Raw genomic sequence first — 18,832 nt, 5'->3', positions numbered from 1 at the left:
GCTCGTCACTGAACGTGAGTCAGAGCCACGTCTCACCGACCGAGTGTGAATGACGCCTGCTCTTGCCACTTCAAGCCGTAAGCCGTACTGCCCCGGGCAGGGGCGACACCATGTGGTGTCACGGCAGATGACAGCACCATTGCCGTCAGGTGGCCGGGACGGGTGCGGCGTAGAGGACGAGGTTGTCGGCGTAGCGACCGGCGGCGGAGTCGTAGTCGCCGGAGCAGGTGAGCAGGGCGAGGCGAGGCGCACCGTTCGCGGAGAAGAGGTCGGCTGGAAGCTCGCTACGAGGGTAGGTGCGGCGCGCCGTGATCCGGTACGGGTGGATGCGGCCGTCTGCTCCCGTCACCTCGGCGCGAGTTCCGAGCTCGAGGTTGTGGAGTTCCGCGAAGGCGCCGAGTCCCGCCTCGGTATCGACGTGTCCGGCGAGCAGGACGGTACCTCCGGCTGATCCGGGAGCCGCGCCCAAGGGCCACCAGCCGACCTGGTTGCCGTCCTCGGGCAGCGAGAGGTCTCCTTCGCGTGTGGCGGCCACGGCGCTGACGGCGGCGTGCAGCCGGTGAGGCCCGCCGACGTCAACGGCCACCGGCGGTGAGTACGGGGGCATCCGTGCGTAAGCCGAGGGGCGGCGGGCAGAGGTCCCTCGTTCTCCAAAGGCCGCGAGACGTCGAGGAGTACCCAGCCCGCCACCACCAGCACCGTGCCGGCGCCGAACGCGGTCACGGCGCCGGCACGGTGAGCTCGCGACATGTCCGGTCAGCTCCTGCCGCTAACGCGGCGGCGGGCTCGTACGGTCCACCATCCGTCGCCGGCCGCGAGCAGGAGCCCGCCGGCGACAGCCGCAGTCCCGATCACTTCACGGTTGTGGGCGGCGGCTGCGAGCTGCCTGCCGCCCGCGTGAACGGTCTTGGGAGCTTTCACGGCGTGGCAGGTGCCGCCGCCCGCGCAGGAGCCGCTCGTGCACTTCTCCGACGGCGTCCACAAGGTCCGCCTCGGCGTCTCGCGCCCGGTGCGGCCGACAGCGAGGAGACAGAGATGAATCCGGTGCTCGTGGCGCGGGCCCAGGGACTGTTCAACCTGGTCGGCGGCGGCTGGCCGCTGCTGCACCTGCGCAGCTTCGAGTGGGTCTTCGGAACCAAGTCCGAGGAATGGCTTCAGCACACGACGGCCGGGCTGCTGGCCACGGCAGGCTGGAGCATGCTGTTCACCCCGGACACATCCGGCGCGGCGCGCCAGTCCCGCCGCACGGGCCTGGGGACGGCCGCGACCCTGCTGACCGTCGACCTGGTGTACGTGCCGATGGGCCGGATCCGCCCGACCTATCTGCTGGACGCGGCGATGCAGGCCGGATGGCTGCTGGCATGGCGCCGGTGCGGCCGACTCGGGCGCGGAGCGGGCGCATGAGCCGGGCCGCCGCGGCCCCAAAGCGGTGTCCTCTCCGAACCACGCGGTCACGGGCTCGGGCCATGTCGATCGTGGTGACGGCAGGGCAGCGCGGGGACCCGCCGCAGTAATCCATGGGCAGACGGTACTCAATGCCACGGACAGGGATGTTCCAGCTGCGCCGTCGTGCGCCAGCCGCGACGCGACATCAGCTCGACGCAGGTGGCGGTCCCGCCCTGTTGTCCCTGCCGTGGAGGGGCTGCCCTATCCCAGAGCGGCGTTCTGGTTGTCCAGCAGGTCGAGCAGGAGCTCACGGTGGAGGGCGGCGACCGGTTCGAGCAGATCGGGGTGGCGCAGCAGGGGCGCGGCGTCACGTTCGTGGTCGCCGGGGCGGGTGAGTCGGGTGACCTCGCCGGCCTGGCCGCGGTCGACGAGATGGTGGGCGTCGACGGCGAGGCCAGGGTCCGCGAGGAGGCAGGCAGCCCAGCTGATGACGGTTTCGTCCACCCAGGTCCGCCAGCCGGCGTCGATGCCGTCGTCCCCGTGATCGTCCCCGTGATCGGCGCCCGCCAGCCAGTCCAGCCGGGCGCTACCGCCAGGGCCGAGGAGATGCAGCAGCTGCGCGTCGAGCGGCGTCGGATACCGCAGGGCCGCCGCAAGGGCGACGGCCTGCCGGGCCTGGGCCTCGGCCAGAGCCCGACTGAACGCGCCCGGGGCGGGTGGGAAGGCGGTCAGCAACCAGCGCGTGCCGGCGGCTATGACAGGTGCGAGATCGGCGGACACAGCGGCTTCCTCGGGGGGCGTGCTCGCCCTGGCCCGTGCCGGGTCCGCGAGCTGCGGCGCGAAGCTGCGCCGCTCCGCTCGTGGGCGACCACAGTAGCCGCAAGAGACGGGCGCGCGGCATGACGCACGTCACCGTTCGCTCCGGGGCGGCAGGCTCGGACGTGTGCGTACGGGCCCGCCGCCCCGGGGTGGGTTCAGGACTTGCCGCGGCCGGTCACGAAGTCGCGCGCCCGGTCCACCAGGCCCGCGCCGGGCGCGAGGAGCTTGCTCGGCATGGGGCTGCTCGGCGAGGCAGGGTGCGGGCGGGTGGGCGCCATGGCCTTGGCGCGCCGGATCTTGTCACCGAGATCGTCCAGCTGTTCGGCGGTACAGGCTCGCTTCAGCATCGGGAAGAGGTTGCTCTCCTCGTCCTGGACGTGGGCAGAGACCTCTTGCATGAGCTGCCGCAGGAGCGGGTTCAGCTGCGCGTCGTCGGTGTCCATCTTCTCCAGCCGCTTGAGCATCTTCTCGACGCGGCTGTGGTCCTCGATCTCCTTGTCCGCCATCGGCCCGCCGCCCTCGACGTGCTTGCGTACCGCCGGGTAGAGGTACTGCTCCTCTGCGACCGAGTGCCGCACCAGCTCGATGGTGATCTCGTCGATGAGATCGCGCAGCTCCTGCCCGGCGCCGGTCATGGTCTCCATGCGGCTGAACATCTCCTCCACCTCCCGGTGGTCGGCCATCAGCTCGTCGATCACATTTCCGCCGTGTCCCATGTCGCCTCCATGCGTGTTCGGGTCGGGCCGCTTAGGCCCGAGAGGATCGGTTCCCCGCCCTACCCGCGGGCGCCCGGGCGTACGGGGCGTGTCACTCGCTTGGAGGAGGCGGTCGCCCGGGGGTGCTCCTCCGGGGGCGGTCGTCGCCTGGAGGCGGTCGGGGGCGGTCGCCTGGAGGCGGTCGCCTGGGCGGTGGCTCACTGCCGCTCGGTTCTGCTGGCCAGCAGCCGTCCGAGGGGCCAGGTCGTGATCAGCCGGTCCGCTCCCAGACCGATGCGCGCGGCACGCGCGTAGCCGGAGCTCTGCCAGTGCAGCTGCTCGGGGGCGTGGGCGTCGGTGTCCACGGCGAACCGGCAGCCTGCGGCGGCTGCCTGCATGAGCAGCTCGTCCGGGGGATCGCGGCGTTCGGGCCGGCAATTGATCTCCACGGCGGTGCCGGCCGCCGCGCACGCGGCGAAGACGGCCTCGGCGTCGAAGCGGGACTGCGGGCGCCCCCGGCCGGTGATGATCCGCCCCGTGCAGTGACCCAGGACGTCGACGTGCGGGTTGCGCACCGCCGCCAGCAGTCGGGCGGTCATCGGCTCGGGCTCCGAGCGGAGCTTGGAGTGTACGGATGCCACGACGATGTCGAGCCGTCCGAGCAGGTCCTCGTCCTGGTCCAGTGAGCCGTCTTCGAGGATGTCGCACTCGATGCCGGTCAGCAGTCGGAAGTCCGAGCCCATCGTGGAGTTCACAGCGGCCACGGCCTGTAGTTGGCTCTCGAGCCGGTCGGGGCTCAGCCCGTGGGCGATCGTCAGCCGCGGCGAGTGATCGGTCAGAACGGCCCACTGGTGGCCCAGGGCGCGGGCCGCGTCAGCCATGTCTTCGAGCGGGCTGCCGCCGTCCGACCAGTCGGAGTGCAGGTGGCAGTCACCGGTGCTCGCAGCCGCCAGATCCCAGCCGGCTCGGGCGTCCGGACCTGCTTCGGCCTGCAGGCGGGCGAGGTAGCTGGGCACTGCCCCGGTGGAGGCCTGGGAGATCACCTCGGCGGTCACCGGGCCCACCCCGTGCAGTCGTCTGGCCTGTGCGGCCTCCATCGGGCCCGGCTGCAGGTCGCGGACGGCGTCGGCCGCCGTGTGGAAGGCCCGCACCCGGTACGGCGAGGCTCCTCGCCACTCGAGGAGGAAGGCGATCTGACGCAGGGCTTGGTCAGGGGTCACGGCAGGAGAGTTCCGCCGGTGGCGTCGACGATCTCGCCGGTGATGTACGAAGCCCGGGCGGAGCCGAGGAAGACATGAGCGGATGCCGTTGCCGTCGGCCGGGCCGGCCGGCCCAGGGGCGACTGTCCGCCGAGCTTCGTCGGGTGGGGCATCGTCGCTGGGATCAGCGGGACCCGGACCGGTCCGGGCGCGATGACGTCGACCGGGATACCGCGCTCGGCGAGCATCTGGGCGAGGCTTCGGGCGAAGCAAGTGATCGCGGACTTGATCATGGCGCAGCCAAGGACGTGCGGGCTGCGCTGGTGGCCCTGCACCGAGGCGGAGCCGATCACGGAGGCGCCGCGCGGCATGGGGTGCAGTGACGCCTTGGTGCGCCAGAGCATCGCGGGGTCGTCACGGGTGTTGGACTCGACTTCGTCGGCGGCCGGGACCGGCACGCCGAGGGCGGCGACGTGGGCACCGCGGTCAGGCTGGGGAGGGTTGTGCAGGTCGTGGAGTGCAGGCATCAGGGGCTTGCGGAGCCGCCGCGGTTCGTAGACGAGCTCCGCCGGGTGCTGCGGGCTCTGTACGTCGAACCGGAGGTGGAAGGGGAAGCGGAAGTGGTAGAAGTCGAAGCTGGCCGGATCGTGCATCACCGGGGGCCGCCAACGCTGCGAGCGGTTGGAAGCTCCATTGGGCCGCGGGTCCGGCAGCGACAGCAGCACGGCGCTGTCGGACCTGTCCGCAGCATGCGCATGCCGAACGCAGACGTGCCCGACGGACGCAGATGGTCCCGTCCGACGCGGCATGCGTCTCCTCGCTGTCTGCGCCCGCGGAGCGTGGCCGGCTGACGATGGCGTAGCGACACGCCCGGACGCCTTCGTCGAGCGGAACACGTTCGTGACCTGCTCATTCGCTGCCTGGAGGTCCATAACCAACATTGCCTTTCGTGCGAATCGCCTGGATTCGCACGGTGCCTGATGTCGTGGTGAACGGCACGTACCCGGGAGGGCGGCAACCACACCCTTCGCCCCGGCCTCACCCTGACACAAGCGCTGTCCAGTGCGCTGTACGGCTCGCCTCCGCGCATCGGTCGGGCCGATGGAGCCCCACTCGACCCAGCAAAGAAGCGCGGCCTCTGCCCACTCGGCCTCGCCGGACGCGCGGGGCTGTCAAGCGCGATGCGGCGGCGCGACCCGGCCGCTGGGCCGGGCAGCGTCCGCCACGCACATCATCCGCTGGATCCGGTGGACGATGTCTACGTCCCGTCCGGCGATCACTGCCGGGCCGGCGCTGAGTAGGCAACCGCCCGGAGATGAGTGGTTGTACCCATGCCCGGGGGCGCCCCCGGACGCGATCATGGAGTCACCGCGACAGAAGGAGCCGACCATGGACCCCGACACATACACGAGGCTCTATGGCCCCGGCCGCTCGGCGTCGCACCGCCGCGGGAGCGGCGTCGCCCTGGTGGCGGGTGTGCTGTGGGCGGTTTCTCTGCTGCTCTTGGGGTGCCTGGGGTTCCTGGCGATGTGGGCAGAGGCCGACAGAGGGCCGACCGAGGGGATCCAGCTCCGCTGGGTGCTGACCTGCCTCGCCACGCAGCCGTACCGATCGGCCTGCTCTGCACGCCGATGGTCCGTCGCTTGTCTGTCCCGGCCCGCATGCTCGTCACCGGCCTCGCGATGTGTTTGATCGCGGTCGCCCTTGCGATCCGGCTGGCCTAAGAACTATGCGACCGTCGGTCATTACCCAGGACGGACGGGTTCGCTCGGACACCGATGGCGGCCGCGAGCGCGGTACCGGCGACCGGCCGATGGGGGGGTACCTCAGTGCAGCAGGCGGTTCCCTGAAAATCCCCGGACATCCGCACCAGGACGTCCGGGGCCGTGAAACAGTCGCCGGACACGGTCCCCCCGCTGAGGCGAAGGCGCCGGGCACGCCTGGTGGGCGTCCGACCCCTCGGAGTCGTCTGGAGACCGCCTGGCACGGGTCGGAGGGTCAACAACCGTCCGGGACCCGAGCGGCTGTGGCGGGGCCGAGCTGGACGGGGCGCCAGCCCTCCGATCCGTTGCATCCACTCTTCGCCCTCTCGCCCCGGATGCCGCCGAACAGCCGCGCCTTTGGTCCACGGGAGCGGCGGGCTTCCTCGCAACGAGCCTGCACAAGCCGCCGCAAGGGAGGAGCGTGCGGTGCAGCTTGTAGTAGTCGCGAGCCCACTTCGCGAGGTCGGCGCCGCGGCCGGTCAGAGTGACAGGAGCGGGTGCGGAGCTCACGTCCCCGGCAGCGCCCGGGGCGAGCGGCCGGACAGACCCCGGACCTGCGGCACCTCGATGCCCCGGGAGTACGGGCAGGCCGACTGCGGCTGCGCCCCAAGAGAGCTGGTTCCCGTGTTTCGCCCGGAATCAGCCCTGGAAGGTCCGCTCATTCAGCACATCGAGGTTGCGAAACACCGGCGGCCCATCGCACAGCGCCGCGACCTGGGCCGCGAACTCCGCCGTCTCCGGGCGCTCGGAATTTTCCATCGCCTCCTCATACGACGGGAACTCCACGATGTTCAGATAGACGTTGTCCGCGTCACGGTCACGGACCTGCAGGGCCCGCGTCGCCACGCGGTTCCCCGCGTTCTTCTCGACCCAGCTGTCCAGCAAGGTATTGAACTCATCGATGCGACGGGTCTTGTACTCGATAATCTGAACGAACTTCACGACCGAGCCTCCTCAATCCGCCGGCACGTCAGCCGGCTGCCCCTCCAGCGTCTGGCCGACGAGGTCCCTAGGCATGTCGCCTCGCCGAGACCCCGGCCGGCGCTCACCCACCTGGTTCACCCGCACCGGCTCGGGCAAGCGTGCCAACGTCTTCAGCGGGGGGAGAGAGACCAGCAGCGACCCGACCCACATCGACTCAGATGCCACGGCGGCGCCCGTGGCAAGTGCTGCGTCTGGCTCACTTTCCAGGGAGTGCTGGTGTGATGCCAGCCACCCGAGTCCCCCTGGGTCGGATGATCCGATCGGGCCGGGTTCTAAACGGCGTACGAGTAACGGCAGTTGGGCACCCCGTCCGGCCGCACGATAGGGTGATCAAGAGCCGTGACGGCTCCGGCCGCGCTCATCCGTTCGCACCGGCCACACACACCACGCACGGGGGGAAATGACCATGCTCAAGCACGCCACACGCATACTCGCCGCACTTTCTATGACGGCTGCCGCCCTCGGCACCGGAGCCACTCAGGCCAGCGCGCAGTCCTCGCCCACGGGCGACATCTGCTACCAGGCGCACGTGCAGAACATCGGTTGGATGGACTGGAAGTGCGACGGTGAATGGGCCGGCACCCGAGAGCAGGCGCTGAACATCGAAGCGGTCCGCATCCACGTCAACGCACCTAGCGACGTCTTCAAGGTCTGCGCCAAGGCCCATCGGTCCAACTACGGATGGGACGACCACTACGAGTGCGCCAGCAATGGTCACGAGATCCAGATCGGCACCACCGGAACCATCGGGTACTACAACCCGATGGAAGCCATGCGGGTCTACTTCGACACGACCCCGGACAGGCCGGACGGCAACGCCTACGTCAGGAACATCGGCTGGCTGCCCGGCCCCAGCTACTTCGTGAACAACTGGCTGGTCATGGAGATCGGCACCACGGGTCGCGGCCTTCCCATGGAGACGTTCTGGATCAAGGAAGTCTCGTGATCCGAGCCAGCAGCCGCCGCCGACCTCATTGTCATCGGCCACCAACACCAGCAGTCGAACCCAGCGTCGCCGCACCCGAGACCGGCTGATCTCCCTGCTGCCTGACACGACGGCCCGCCGCCCGAAGGACGGCGGGCCGTCCCCATGGCCGTGGTCGGTCCCGTGGTGCTCGGCCGCTCGCTTGCCTGCGTGGCGCAGGGTGACGTAGATCAGGATGGCAAACGCGGCTATGGCAGTGCAGGTGCGGGCATCGTTGAACAGTTCCCAACGGCTCAGCATCCATCGCCACGTCCAACGCCTTTGTCAGGACCTCTTGGACGATGTCTTGATTGGTGTCGGCTCATCGGAGGCCTGCCGCGTTACAGCTGATACCAGTCGTCGCCGCCGGCTCGGAGCGAACGGCCGAGGTAGTCCTGCAGGTTGTTGGCGACCCATCGACGACTGTCGCTCTCGTGCTCCCAGACGAAGATGTCGGGATGCTCGGGCTTCTGCACGAAGGCGAACTGGTCGCCGCCTCCGTTGTCCCCGAAGAAGAGGAGGGGGTCGAACGTCATGTACATCTGCGCGAACGTCTGGTCGGACCAGAAGAGCAGGTTGCTCTCCACGATCTGATCGATGGGCCAGACGGTGTCCACGTGAGTGTGTCCGATTACCCCGTTGCTTTCGAGGAGCAATTGACGAAGCTCTGTCGGCAGCGCTCGCCTGAGTCGCCTCTCCGCCGCGACGAGATCGGATACCTGGGCCGGTTCCCGGAAGCCCACGCCGGGAAAGACCGCTGTCGCTGCCTGTCTCCACATAATCCGGAGCTTAGCCAGCCACCGGAGGGCGCCTGCACTGCACCGGCGGTAGCAGATGAGCATGCCGGCGATGCCGACGAAGGCCAGGAAGTGTTCGGCCTTACGCTCGTAGCGTCGGTGCAGGCGACGCCACCCGTTCAGCCAGGACATCGTGCGCTTAACCACCCCGCGGTGCCGGCCCAGACGGCCGGGCGGCTCGATGCCTCGCCGGGCGATGCACGGCACGATCTGTCGGCGCCGTAGCCGTCCACGCATGTGGTCGAAGTCGTAACCCTTGTCCACGTGCAGCTTGGCCGGGCGGCGACGCCGAGGGCCAAACGGGACCGGATCGGCGGGATGCCACCACCGAGAACACCCGTCGCTCAGGACCGGCGCCATCGTCGCCCGCATCGTCGCCCGCGAGGCCGGGTGCGACTTCGAGTGCGTGAACCCGACGCGTTCTCGGGCCCATACGTCATACAACAGGCCCCGGCAGTCGGCCTGAGCCGCGGGGCCGTGTGCCGGGGGCCGCGTCGAGGGCGCGGCCCGCTGGGGCAACCGGGCAGCTCCACAGACATCGGCCAGCGACGCCGGCGTAGTCCTGTCTTCCACCAGCAGCCCGGCCGACGACATCCCTCATGACACCGTGATGCGGCGCAGTGCGGCAGCCAGCAGTCGAACCGCGTTCTCGGCGTCGGTGAGCAGGGCCGGCGCCGGGTGCGTGGTCCCGAAGGAGGGCGGCTCGTCAGCGGGAAGCGCCCGCCAGCTGAGAATCGGTGACAACGCCTCGACACCTGCCCCGATGAACCAGGCGAGAGGGCCGTGGATCCGGGCCAGAGCGATTGCCAGCACGGCCACCGCTTCACGTAGGTGCGCCAGCCGCTCGATGTCCGGCAGAACTTCCTGCTCCAGCACGGCGCCGACCGCCGCATCCAATCCATCAGCCGTCTCAAGGGCCAAACCCTGCTGCCCCGGCTCCAGGACCCACGCCCGTCCATCGACCCGTTGCTCTTCGACCAGCGCCGCGACCGCTTCCTGCATCCCCATGCCCTCACCCTAGATCGCTCGATCACACTGCCGCGTACCCCGGCGCCGCATGCAGCACCGCAGGCGTGAGTGGCCGAGTGGCCGAGTGGCCGTCCCGCCGGACGGAGCGCCGTCGGCCACAAAGGGGACCTTCGTCCCGATCACGGACGAGGAAGTCCGCTTACTGATCGTTTCGGAATGAGAAAGTCCACGGTCTTGCCCCGGGCAATCGGGGCCGGGCGGGTGTCCGGGGCGTGCTGATCTTGTTCCAGATGAGCTGAGAGCGGGTGGCTCCGCTCCTGCCACCCCCTCCCGAGCGGCGCCACCCCTGCCTCGGGCGGCTGCGCCTTCCCGACCGGGCGGCCCCTGCCGGGGTCCTGCCTGAGCGGCCGGCGAAGCCGGCCCCGGTCCCGTCATGCTGCGGATTCACGGCCTCTTCGCACACTCTGAGCGAGACCCCCACCGGGGTGCCTCCGGCTCGCAGAGGGCGGAGCCGTGCGATGCCTCACCGTCTCGCGCGGCCCGAGTGCGAAGGGTCTGCGTCGTTCCTTGGCTCCCGTCGGGCGGCGATCTGGGTGCTGGCGTTCACACCGAAACCGGCTATGCGGAATCCATTTTCCGCTTCTGTTGGCCTCGTATCCGGAACCTAATCTCCGCTTACGTTGCTTTCCGCTGGAGCCAGCACCCATGCCCAGACCGAACACCCGTCCCCCACCACAACCTGACCTTCGCCGTGCTGCTGCTCGGTGTCGGCGCGTTCTCGCTGCTGCAATCGCCCCCGTTCGCGATGCTGGTCGCCGGCCACGACCACGCCTGGCAGATCTACACCGCCTCCGCCCTGATCGGCGTCGGCCTCGGCCTCGCCTTCTCCGCCATGTCCGCCCTCGTCGTCGAGGCCATCCCCGCGGCCCAGGCCCGGGCCGCCGGCGGCATGAACGCCAACATCCGCATCATCGGCGGCGCCATCGGCAGCGCGATGGCGGCCAGTATCCCGTCCTCCGGGGTCACGGCCGCCCACCCGTTCCCCCAGGACTCCGGTTACACCCACACCTTCTGGTTCCTGACCGGCAGCGCCGTGCTCGCCGCCGCCACGGCCTTCGCCATCCCGGCGGTCAAGCGCGGCCGACACGGCCGGAGCGACCAGAGCACCACGAGTGACCAGAGCGTGGGATCGCCCCGGCTCACCACCGTGCGCCGGTGACCGAGCACAAGGATCCGACCCTCGCATGACCACACCCCGCGGGCCCGCACCGAGCCGGCCCAGGACCATGCGCCGTGACGCGGCGCAGAACCGCGAGCGGCTGCTGCGGGCCGCGTGGGAGGTCTTTGCCTAACTCGGCCCCGACGCGGGCTTCGAGGTGATCGCGGCCCGCGCCGGCGTCGGCATTGACACGCTCTACCGCCGCTTTCCCACCAAGGACGACCTGCTCGCCGCACTCAGCGACGAAATCCTCGAGTCGATCCTCGCCTGCGTCCGCCGCGCCGCCGCACAGCCACCCGCCGACCGGGCCCTGGAACGGCCCTGTGGTACACCGGTACGGTGCTGGCCGCCCACCACGGCTGGCTCACCCGGCTGTGGGCGGCCATCCCGCCCGAGGCCGACGAGCGCCGCGCCGAACTCCATACGAGGACGCTTCCGTGCGTGGGCCGTCGATCCAGCGCGCGCCCGCCTGCACCGGACGCGCGAAGCGATCGTGGCCAGGGTCACCGTCGAGGGCTTCAGCCAACGAGGGCCTTGAGTGCATGCTGCGCGCTGGTCGGCGACGGCATGCATGCGGTGCTCTTGTCACACCTGGTCGGTAGAGTCACGATCATGACCTTGGATCACGGCCTGAACGGCCGCATTACCACGGCGCCCGTACTCACGCGCGGTGGCGAGGCCGAGACCTGCGCCGACCCCAGTGCTGTGATGTCACTCTTCGCTGATTCGGCCCAGACAGCGGGCGCGTTCACCAGCTACCGCTCGACCTTCGCCGAGGGTGCGGCCGGCGCGCCTGCCCACTTCCACAAGCGCGCCTGGGAGTTGTTCTTCGTTCTGAGCGGCTCGCTCCAGGTACTGCTCGGGGAGGAAGTGAACGTCCTGCACCAGGGCGACTTCCTCGCGGTGCCACCGGGCACCCCGCACGCCTTCCGCGCCGCCCCAGGCTCGGCAGCCGACGTCCTGTGCGTCTTCACGCCAGGCATGGACCGCTTCGACTACCTGCGCCTGCTGGGACAAGTCACCCGCGGGGAGGAGCCCCCGACCCGACTCGCCGAGACCTCGGAGCGCTTCGACAATCACTACGTCGACAGCCCTGTCTGGCGCGCGACACTGGAGGCCTCGGCGTGATCAACGCCTCTCTGGCGTCCGCCAGCCGCCTCAAGAGGGCCGGAACGCTATCGCAGCCGGGGCCAGCGGGGTCGGCTCGCAAGAAGTGGCGCACAGCCCAAGGCGCCGGGGTGGCCCGCTCGTAAGACCTGTCGGTCACGTGGGTTCTTCTTGCTTACGGTTCGGTGGGGCGGCGGTGGTGGCCTGGTCGACCGCCACGCAGTCTTCGGTACGTGTCGTGGTCGTAGCCGCGGTCGGCGAACAGCATGTCGGGCCGACGTTCGGGCCTGCCGACGAGCCCTGCGCGGGCGGAACCTTGTCCAGGCAGCGGCAGCGGAGTAGGCGCACCGACCGATGGCCCCTGGTGGAGGCGAGCCGGTACTCGAACGAGGGGCGGGCGGACAGGTCTCTTCGTCGCCACCGTCGTCCCGGACGAGGAGCAGAGCCGGGACGTGGACCTGCTGCTGGCCGTCGGCCGACTCCTCGCGCTGGTCGTCCACAGCCGGCTCGTCCTGGAACAGGCGGCCCCGACCGGTCTCGACGCGGACGTGCTCGACGAGCTGTTCGCCGTCCTCGCCCGCGACCAATCCGCTCATACGCGCACGCCGTCGAGCTCCACGTCAAGGACTCAGCGACCGAGGCGCAGCAGCAGTGAGCACTCGGTGCGGTCCGCCGCCCGGTCGTCGACGCGGACCGCTCGCAACGCGTCTGGCAGCGCGTCGAGGTGCTGTCCGGCGCGTACGGGATGGCCCGGTAACCGCCTTGCCGCACCCCGCGCCGGGTGGCAGACCGGGCCCGCTCCGACCTGTCACCCGAAACCGCCTACGATGACCGCCCATGAGCACGAATGACGACCGAAGACCCCTGGTCGACGGACGCTTCCGACTGATCTCCCGCCTCGGCAGCGGCGGCATGGGCACCGTCTGGCGCGCCCGCGACATCGCCCTTGACCGCGACGTCGCCCTCAAGGAGGTCCGCCCGCCGGACCCCGCCGTCGAGGACGCGAACCCCGGCTTCGCCGCGCAGCTGCGCGAACGCGCCGTCCGCGAGGCCCGAGCCCTGGCCCGGCTGTCCAACCCGCACGTCGTGACGATCCACCACATCGTCGAGCCGCAGGACGGCTCGCACCCGTGGATCGTCATGGAGCTCGTCGAGGGCAGCTCGCTGTACGACCGGCTCGCCGCGGGACCGATGTCCGTCCCCGAGGTGCTCGCCCTCGGCCGCCAGGTCCTCTCCGCGCTGCGCGCCGCGCACGCCGCCGGAATCCAGCACCGCGACGTCAAACCCGCCAATGTCCTGCTCCGCCACGATGGCGGCGCCGTGCTCACCGACTTCGGCATCGCCGCGTTCGACGGCGCCACCTCCCGGCTCACTTCCACGGGCGACCTGATCGGCTCGCCGGAGTTCATCGCCCCCGAACGGGTCCGCGGCGAGGAAGGCAACCCGGCCTCCGACCTGTGGTCGCTCGGCATGCTCCTGTACGTGGCGGCCGAGGGCCACCACCCGCTGCGCCGCGCCACCGGCCTCGCGACCGTTGTCGCGGTGCTCGACGACCCGATCCCCGCGCCGGTGCGGTCCGGCGCGCTGGGTCCCGTACTGACCCGGCTCCTCGTCCGCGATCCGGCGCAGCGGCCGGACGGGGCCCTCCTGGACCGGCTGTTGGCGGAGGCGGAGGCGGAGGCGGAGGCGGAGGGCGGCGCGGCCACGGCTCCCGCTCCCGCCCCTGCTCCTTCCGCGCCCGTCGCCGTCCCTGCCACCCTCGGTCCGTACGCGCCGGCGCCCGCGCCGTACCCGCACCCCGCCTACGGCCCGCCCGCCGCGCCGGGCGCGGGCTTCGGCCCGCCGACGACACCCACCTCCGCGCCCTCGAGCCGGCGCAAGCACGCCGCAGGCGTGGCCGTCGGCCTCGCGCTGGCCGCCGCCGCGGTGATCGGCGTCGTGAACCTGTTCCCCAACGGCGATGACGACGGCAGCGGCGGGACTTCCGGGGCGAAGGGCGGCGCCTCACCGACCGGCGCCGTACGCACCCCCGGCCACGGGTCGGGCACGGGTACGGTCTCGTCCGCCTCTGCCTCCGCCCCCACCCCCGCGGTCCGCGGCAGCCTCCTCACCCCCGCCAACGTCCGTGCCGTCATCGCGGAGTTCCGCCGGGCGAGCGGCACCACGACGATCAAGGACCTGACGGTCTACGAGGACTACGCCCTGGCGAACATCCCGACCCGGCCCGGCGCGAAGACCTACGACGCGTACGAGTACCGGGCCGGCGTCGCCAGGAAGACCGGCCCCGGCGGCACCATCAGCGCCGACGAAGCCGACGAGCAGCCCTTCGACGTGTCCACGCTGCCCTGGGACAGCCTCCCCGCGCTGATGAAGCGCGCCGAACGCGAACTCAAGGTGGACGACCCCACGATGCGCTACGTCGTCGTCGACCGCTGGACCTTCAACGACGACCGTCCGACACTGCGCTTCTATCTGAGCAACGACTACCAGGCCAGTGGCTATCTCGCCGCCGACGTCTCCGGGAAGGTCGTGTCGACCCTGCCCGCGTCCTGACGTCACCGCCCTTGCGGACCGTAGCTGTCCGCAAGGGCTCCTACGGTCGGAGCATGACGCAGACACCGACAGGCAGGCGTACCGATGTGCAGACGATCATGGTCACCGGCGCCTCCGGGACCGTCGCCTGCCAGGTCGTCGACGAACTGCTCCATCGCGGCCACCGGGTCCGCGCGCTCACCCGCGATGTGGGGACGGCCCCGGTTCTGGGAGAGGGGAGGTGCAGGGGCGACCTGACCGAGCCGCAGGCCTGTCCCGGCCCTGGACGGCGTCACCGGCCTCCATCTGATCGCCTTCGGCGGCGAGCACTTCGCACCGCTGGAGACCGGTCCGCGGATCGTGGAACCGGCCCGCGCCGCCGGCGTCCGGCGCGTCACTGCACAGCGGCGGGCCGACGCCGTTGGAGGACGCGGTGCGGGCGGCCTCCGGCCTTCGACCGCGGGGACCACAAGGCCCGGCACGCGGTCGAATGCGGGATCAACGGGCTCAGGCGCAATCCGGCGGTGGCCACTCGGTTCGACAAACTCGCCGTCCGCTTGAGGCCACCGTGCTGATCGCCGGGGCGTCGTCGCGAGTGGCGGTGACCGGGTGCCACTGGTGGCCGTGGCAAGCTGACGCGGCAATACCGCACTCCCTCACGGGTCCCCTTGAGGACGTCGGAGGTGTGGCCCATGGTAAAGGGAAGCCCAGGGGCCGTTGCGGAGTGGGCGGCCGGCCGCGGACATGTGAGGAGCCCCAGTTGGTGACGTACCGTCGTGCCGTGTCGGCATGTGCCGGGCCTGCCGATGTGTGGATGCTGGTGCGGCAGCAGCCGGTTGCGCTCCGCCGCTGCAGCCGCGACCTGGCGACGGCGTTCGCGCGGCGGTACGGCCGCCGTTTCGCCGTATGGCACACGGATGAGCTGCTGTTCGGGGTTCGGGGCGGGCGACTGACGCTGAGTACCCTGGGCGGCACGGCCCTGCCGCCCCCCGCGGTCGTCTGCGTGCGGCACCTGCCGGGGAGCATGCACGACGACCGCGAGGTGACACTCCTGCGGCAACTCGAACGCCTGGGCAGTCGCCTGGTCAACCCTCTGGACGCCCAGCTCACCTGCCGGAACAAGGTGTGGCAGGTGCAGGAGCTCGCTCTGGCCGGGCTGCCGGTGCCGGACACACTCTCCTACGCGACCGCACCCTTGGAAGGTGTCGTCCGGAGTCCCCACCTGCCCACACCGTCCGTCGTGAAGTCCGTCCGCGGAACCAAGGGCGGCCAGGTGTTCCTCGCCTCCGACTCGAACCTGCTCCACGAGATGGCCGGCAGCCTCGCACGGACATCGCCGTTCCTGTTCCAAGAGCACGTGGCCCACTCCCACGGTCGCTCCATGCGCGTGGTCGTGGTGGACGGCACGGTGGTGGACGCCGTGGTTCACACGTCCCACAACGGTTCTCTCGCCGCCAACATCGCCAAGGGCGGGACCGCCACCAGGTGCGTGGGCCGGCATCCACAGGCAGAGCAGTTGGCGCTGGCCGCGGTGCGTGTGCTGGGCATGGACATCGCCGGGGTGGATCTGCTGTTCACGGCCGAGGGCTCCTACACCATCTGCGAGGTCAACGCCGTCCCGGGCTGGCGCCCGGAGGTGACCGAAGTCATCGCTCCCGCAATCGTGTCCTGCATCGACGACCGGCTGTCCGCCACGGTGGGCACGGCATCGCCGGCGACCTGAGCCTGGCATCCGCCGCATGGGGGATCGGACGTCCAGCCCACCCGCCCTGGCGGCTCAGCCGGCAGCCCCCGGGCCCATGTCCCGGGCGCGGGACCGGCGGATCGCCATGCCGTGGCTGTCCGGGTACCGCGATGCCGCGGCCGTCCTGGTGTCACCGCCGCAGTGTCCTTAGGCCTCCGCCGCCGACCGCGCCGGAGATCGCGGTCGCGTCGACCACGGAGCCAGACCGCGGACACCGAGCTCGTCGCCCGGCCGGTCTCGTCGCGACGGGTGACGACGGCGAGGTCGTCGTCGTAGGCGGTCTTGAGGGACACCTCGGGAGCGAACCGGTGCCGTGGCACCGTCCGCAGCGCCTCCTGCAGCCTCTTCGAGGGCGCCCATCCACCGTCGATGACTTTCTGCGCCATGCGGTGCCGGCGCCGGACGGCCTCGGCGGGCTCCCCGGGCACCGGCGGCTGCTCCGATGCGACCGGGTAGCGGTGGACCGGCGGCAGACCGGGGATCGTGCCGGGCCAGACGGCCTCGAGGGCCTGCGCGCTCGGCGCGAACACCTCGCCGAGACAGGACAGGCCGTGCGGGTCCTACCACTGCCAGCCGGCGAACTTCTCCGGCTCGGGGTTGGTGAGCGTCCCCGACCACGCGGTGACGCGCACGACGGCGGAGAGGCGAGAGACGCCCCGGCTGTCGTCGGCGAGCATCGCCACCACGTGCGCGCCCTCGACCCTCGCGACGAGCCCGGTCTCTTCACGGAGCTCGCGCACCGCGGCCGCCTCGAAGGACTCCGAGCCGTCCGTCTGCCCGCCCGGGAGCTCCAGATGCCCGCGCCGGGACGAGCCCAGCAGCACGCGTCCCGACTTGTCCGTGACCACCGCGCACGCCGCGGTCATCGCCGGCCCGGCGGGCGGGAGCCGGCGCTCCACCGCTCGCGTGGCGCTGTGACAAGGCCCTTGGAGCGTCAGTACCGCCAGGCCGTCAAGGTCCTCCCGCACGCACCGCTCCCAGCCCGAGGCGATCAGCGCGAGCTCCTCCTCGTCGAGGGCGATCCCGCGCCGGTCGACCGGCGCCGATCCGACGGTCGGCGTGATGATCAGCAGCTTCCCGCGGGGCCGCAGCCGTTCGCCCAGCGCGTGCAGAATCCTGGCCCTGTCCTTGATGAAGGGGACGACGAGCCGCAGTGCGATGAGGTCGTACCCCTCCTCGTCCAGCTCGGCCCAGTCGTCCTTCTCCAGGTCCAAGACCAGCCACCGCACCCCCAGCGCTTCGCTGTGTTCCTCGCGCGCTCGGGCCAGAGCGCTGTCGGCGAAGTCGACCGCGTCCACCTCGTACCCGGCCGACGCGAGGAACAGGGCCAGGTCGCCGGTGCCGCAGCCGGCGTCCAGCGCTCGTCCGCCACCGTCGGGTGCCGGTACACGCCGGGTCAGCAGCTCCCGCTCGTCGTCGCTGATGAGCCGGAACCCCCTCCCGTCGGCATAGTGCTTCTCCCACTCGGATCGCACGACATACATCCGTCATCTCCTCACACGACACGGCCAGTTGAGTCGAATCGGTGCCGGCGGGTGCCGACCAGCCGGTCACCCGTCCCAGTCCCAGGTGTCGAAGTAGGCCGTCACCCCTGTCCGGCGGGCTTCCGCGACGGCGCTCAGCCGGGCGAAGTCCCGCTCCGGCATCAGCTCCCGCCAGTCCTCAAGCGGCAGCACCCGGACCTCGTCGTGCTCGTCGGGCGCCAGGGCGATGCCCGCGAGCTGCCGGTCCGAGAGCCGACCGCCGTCGAAGACGAAGCCCGAGGTCGCACACGGTTATGCCGCGCCGGGCAGTCCGAAGACCGCCGCAAGCAGACGCGGCGGGCCGGACACCACAAGCCCGGTCTCCTCGGCGGTCTCGCGGACGGCCGTCTCCCACGGCCGCTCGCCCGGCTCGGCCGTACCGCCCGGCCACTGCCAGGGATGCTCCGTGCTGTAGACGGCGTGAAGGTGCACCGGGCGGTCGTCCTCGTCGGTGAAGAACACGCTGCCGAACACCGTGGCTTTCGGCAGCGTCGCCGCGTACTCCTCGGGAGGCAGCCACGTCGAGCTCATGCCCTTCCCTCCCCGGGCGCGGGGGAGAGCCTGGTCATCCGCATCAGGGCCGGCTCGCTCGCGAACCCGAACTCCTCATACAGCGGGGCCGCGTCCTTGCTCGCGTGCAACTCGAAGAGGGTGACCCCGTCCCGCGTCAGGTGGTTCAGCAGCGCGGACACGGTCGCCCGGGCGAGCCCACGGCGCCGGAAGTCGGGGTGGGTGGCCACGAGATGGATGCGGGCGGCCAGGCCCTTGGGGTAGCGCGGGCCCGGCAGAACGGGATGGATGAGACCGAGAGCGCAGGCGGCGAGCCCGCCGGCCGGTGCGTCGACGACGTACGCGCGGGCGTCGCCCGCGGGGCCGAGCCGCCCGGCGAGGTGATCGCGCGTCCTGTCGAGCCACTCCTTGCCGAGGGGTTCGGACTGGACATGGGCCGAGCGCAGCCGGCTGATCTCGGCGGCATCGTCCGGCGTGGCCGGCCGAACGGCCAGAGCCGGAGCGGGCGTGCTGGTGTCGGGCGTCATGCTGGGCCAGCTGTTCGAGCGCCACGCGCGCGGTCAAGGAAGCCGTCTCGGCCGGGATTCTGCCCGCGTCGACGTCGTGGCGCAGCCCCAGGGT

Annotated in this window: 19 protein-coding genes and 3 pseudogenes; 9 read left to right on the top strand and 13 right to left on the bottom strand. The window is 71.0% G+C overall.

Annotated elements, in window-relative coordinates; all coding sequences use genetic code 11:
- Nucleotides 1-145: 145 nt before the first annotated feature.
- Nucleotides 146-586 carry a class F sortase gene (locus ACWEJX_RS15515; RefSeq protein WP_451607955.1) on the bottom strand — a complete coding sequence of 147 codons (441 nt, stop codon included), beginning with the start codon at nucleotides 584-586 and terminating at the stop codon, nucleotides 146-148.
- A gap of 449 nt (nucleotides 587-1,035) precedes the next feature.
- On the opposite strand from ACWEJX_RS15515, the gene ACWEJX_RS15510 reads away from it, so the two are divergent.
- Complete coding sequence (locus ACWEJX_RS15510; RefSeq protein ID WP_451607954.1) at nucleotides 1,036-1,404, top strand: hypothetical protein; 369 nt, start codon at nucleotides 1,036-1,038, stop codon at nucleotides 1,402-1,404.
- Nucleotides 1,405-1,647: 243 nt separating this feature from the next.
- On the opposite strand, the gene ACWEJX_RS15505 is transcribed toward ACWEJX_RS15510, so the two are convergent.
- The 5 genes from ACWEJX_RS15505 to ACWEJX_RS15485 all read right to left on the bottom strand — a co-directional run bounded on the left by ACWEJX_RS15505 (nucleotide 1,648) and on the right by ACWEJX_RS15485 (nucleotide 6,804).
- Entirely contained in the window at nucleotides 1,648-2,166 is a 519-nt protein-coding gene (locus tag ACWEJX_RS15505) for a hypothetical protein (protein ID WP_451607953.1), read from the bottom strand.
- A gap of 194 nt (nucleotides 2,167-2,360) precedes the next feature.
- Entirely contained in the window at nucleotides 2,361-2,921 is a 561-nt protein-coding gene (locus ACWEJX_RS15500) for a hemerythrin domain-containing protein (RefSeq protein WP_451607952.1), read from the bottom strand.
- Nucleotides 2,922-3,118: 197 nt separating this feature from the next.
- Complete coding sequence (locus ACWEJX_RS15495) at nucleotides 3,119-4,120, bottom strand: PHP domain-containing protein (RefSeq protein WP_451607951.1); 1,002 nt, start codon at nucleotides 4,118-4,120, stop codon at nucleotides 3,119-3,121.
- On the bottom strand, nucleotides 4,117-4,752 hold the full coding sequence (locus ACWEJX_RS15490; RefSeq protein WP_451608011.1) for an SDR family oxidoreductase: 636 nt from the start codon (nucleotides 4,750-4,752) through the stop codon (nucleotides 4,117-4,119). Before ACWEJX_RS15490 ends, ACWEJX_RS15495 begins: the two co-directional genes overlap by 4 nt.
- Nucleotides 4,753-6,501: 1,749 nt before the next feature.
- On the bottom strand, nucleotides 6,502-6,804 hold the full coding sequence (locus ACWEJX_RS15485; protein WP_451607950.1) for a hypothetical protein: 303 nt from the start codon (nucleotides 6,802-6,804) through the stop codon (nucleotides 6,502-6,504).
- Nucleotides 6,805-7,291: 487 nt separating this feature from the next.
- Here ACWEJX_RS15485 and ACWEJX_RS15480 point away from each other — a divergent pair, with 487 nt between their 5' ends.
- A complete protein-coding gene (locus ACWEJX_RS15480) occupies nucleotides 7,292-7,792 on the top strand; it encodes a hypothetical protein (protein ID WP_451607949.1) in 501 nt (166 codons plus the stop codon).
- A 359-nt stretch (nucleotides 7,793-8,151) separates the two neighbouring features.
- Here the strand turns inward: ACWEJX_RS15480 and ACWEJX_RS15475 are convergent, their stop codons facing one another.
- The 3 genes and pseudogenes from ACWEJX_RS15475 to ACWEJX_RS15465 all read right to left on the bottom strand — a co-directional run bounded on the left by ACWEJX_RS15475 (nucleotide 8,152) and on the right by ACWEJX_RS15465 (nucleotide 9,615).
- Nucleotides 8,152-8,589, bottom strand: a complete 438-nt coding sequence (locus ACWEJX_RS15475; protein WP_451608010.1) for an SMI1/KNR4 family protein — start codon at nucleotides 8,587-8,589, stop codon at nucleotides 8,152-8,154.
- A 45-nt stretch (nucleotides 8,590-8,634) separates the two neighbouring features.
- Nucleotides 8,635-8,904 (bottom strand): annotated as a pseudogene (locus tag ACWEJX_RS15470) (IS5/IS1182 family transposase); the annotation flags it as partial.
- Nucleotides 8,905-9,204: 300 nt separating this feature from the next.
- Complete coding sequence (locus tag ACWEJX_RS15465) at nucleotides 9,205-9,615, bottom strand: hypothetical protein (protein WP_451607948.1); 411 nt, start codon at nucleotides 9,613-9,615, stop codon at nucleotides 9,205-9,207.
- A gap of 712 nt (nucleotides 9,616-10,327) precedes the next feature.
- Between ACWEJX_RS15465 and ACWEJX_RS15460 the strand changes: the two genes are divergently transcribed.
- The 7 genes and pseudogenes from ACWEJX_RS15460 to ACWEJX_RS15430 all read left to right on the top strand — a co-directional run bounded on the left by ACWEJX_RS15460 (nucleotide 10,328) and on the right by ACWEJX_RS15430 (nucleotide 16,157).
- The gene (locus ACWEJX_RS15460) at nucleotides 10,328-10,795 is read left to right on the top strand and encodes a hypothetical protein (protein ID WP_451607947.1); all 468 of its coding nucleotides are present in this window, start codon (nucleotides 10,328-10,330) and stop codon (nucleotides 10,793-10,795) included.
- 157 nt (nucleotides 10,796-10,952) lie between these two features.
- Complete coding sequence (locus ACWEJX_RS15455) at nucleotides 10,953-11,333, top strand: TetR/AcrR family transcriptional regulator (protein WP_451607946.1); 381 nt, start codon at nucleotides 10,953-10,955, stop codon at nucleotides 11,331-11,333.
- A 74-nt stretch (nucleotides 11,334-11,407) separates the two neighbouring features.
- On the top strand, nucleotides 11,408-11,923 hold the full coding sequence (locus ACWEJX_RS15450) for a cupin domain-containing protein (RefSeq protein ID WP_451607945.1): 516 nt from the start codon (nucleotides 11,408-11,410) through the stop codon (nucleotides 11,921-11,923).
- A gap of 389 nt (nucleotides 11,924-12,312) precedes the next feature.
- Nucleotides 12,313-12,659 (top strand): annotated as a pseudogene (locus ACWEJX_RS15445) (acyl-CoA dehydrogenase); the annotation flags it as partial.
- Nucleotides 12,660-12,739: 80 nt separating this feature from the next.
- A complete protein-coding gene (locus ACWEJX_RS15440; protein ID WP_451607944.1) occupies nucleotides 12,740-14,455 on the top strand; it encodes a serine/threonine-protein kinase in 1,716 nt (571 codons plus the stop codon).
- 53 nt (nucleotides 14,456-14,508) lie between these two features.
- Nucleotides 14,509-14,888: pseudogene (locus tag ACWEJX_RS15435) on the top strand (SDR family oxidoreductase); the annotation flags it as partial.
- A 309-nt stretch (nucleotides 14,889-15,197) separates the two neighbouring features.
- Nucleotides 15,198-16,157, top strand: a complete 960-nt coding sequence (locus ACWEJX_RS15430; RefSeq protein ID WP_451608009.1) for a RimK family alpha-L-glutamate ligase — start codon at nucleotides 15,198-15,200, stop codon at nucleotides 16,155-16,157.
- 581 nt (nucleotides 16,158-16,738) lie between these two features.
- Here ACWEJX_RS15430 and ACWEJX_RS15425 read toward each other — a convergent pair.
- The 4 genes from ACWEJX_RS15425 to ACWEJX_RS15410 all read right to left on the bottom strand — a co-directional run bounded on the left by ACWEJX_RS15425 (nucleotide 16,739) and on the right by ACWEJX_RS15410 (nucleotide 18,738).
- Entirely contained in the window at nucleotides 16,739-17,662 is a 924-nt protein-coding gene (locus ACWEJX_RS15425; RefSeq protein ID WP_451607943.1) for a bifunctional class I SAM-dependent methyltransferase/NUDIX hydrolase, read from the bottom strand.
- A 66-nt stretch (nucleotides 17,663-17,728) separates the two neighbouring features.
- Nucleotides 17,729-17,854, bottom strand: a complete 126-nt coding sequence (locus tag ACWEJX_RS15420; RefSeq protein WP_451607942.1) for a hypothetical protein — start codon at nucleotides 17,852-17,854, stop codon at nucleotides 17,729-17,731.
- A gap of 99 nt (nucleotides 17,855-17,953) precedes the next feature.
- Entirely contained in the window at nucleotides 17,954-18,232 is a 279-nt protein-coding gene (locus ACWEJX_RS15415; RefSeq protein WP_451607941.1) for an NUDIX domain-containing protein, read from the bottom strand.
- A complete protein-coding gene (locus tag ACWEJX_RS15410) occupies nucleotides 18,229-18,738 on the bottom strand; it encodes a GNAT family N-acetyltransferase (protein WP_451607940.1) in 510 nt (169 codons plus the stop codon). Before ACWEJX_RS15410 ends, ACWEJX_RS15415 begins: the two co-directional genes overlap by 4 nt.
- Between the last annotated feature and the right edge of the window lie 94 nt (nucleotides 18,739-18,832).

It is taken from the genome of Streptomyces sp. NPDC004788, from assembly GCF_053601115.1.
This window is presented reverse-complemented; position numbering and strand designations above follow the sequence as displayed.

Bases quoted from the DNA above. Each gene is read 5' to 3' on its own strand.
- ACWEJX_RS15510 (WP_451607954.1), top strand. From the start codon at position 1,036: ATGAATCCGGTGCTCGTGGCGCGGGCCCAGGGACTGTTCAACCTGGTC.
- ACWEJX_RS15425 (WP_451607943.1), bottom strand. From the start codon at position 17,662: ATGTATGTCGTGCGATCCGAGTGGGAGAAGCACTATGCCGACGGGAGG.
- ACWEJX_RS15465 (WP_451607948.1), bottom strand. From the start codon at position 9,615: ATGGGGATGCAGGAAGCGGTCGCGGCGCTGGTCGAAGAGCAACGGGTC.
- ACWEJX_RS15490 (WP_451608011.1), bottom strand. From the start codon at position 4,752: ATGCACGATCCGGCCAGCTTCGACTTCTACCACTTCCGCTTCCCCTTC.
- ACWEJX_RS15475 (WP_451608010.1), bottom strand. From the start codon at position 8,589: ATGTGGAGACAGGCAGCGACAGCGGTCTTTCCCGGCGTGGGCTTCCGG.
- ACWEJX_RS15450 (WP_451607945.1), top strand. From the start codon at position 11,408: ATGACCTTGGATCACGGCCTGAACGGCCGCATTACCACGGCGCCCGTA.
- ACWEJX_RS15415 (WP_451607941.1), bottom strand. From the start codon at position 18,232: ATGAGCTCGACGTGGCTGCCTCCCGAGGAGTACGCGGCGACGCTGCCG.
- ACWEJX_RS15500 (WP_451607952.1), bottom strand. From the start codon at position 2,921: ATGGGACACGGCGGAAATGTGATCGACGAGCTGATGGCCGACCACCGG.
- ACWEJX_RS15480 (WP_451607949.1), top strand. From the start codon at position 7,292: ATGACGGCTGCCGCCCTCGGCACCGGAGCCACTCAGGCCAGCGCGCAG.
- ACWEJX_RS15440 (WP_451607944.1), top strand. From the start codon at position 12,740: ATGAGCACGAATGACGACCGAAGACCCCTGGTCGACGGACGCTTCCGA.
- ACWEJX_RS15410 (WP_451607940.1), bottom strand. From the start codon at position 18,738: ATGACGCCCGACACCAGCACGCCCGCTCCGGCTCTGGCCGTTCGGCCG.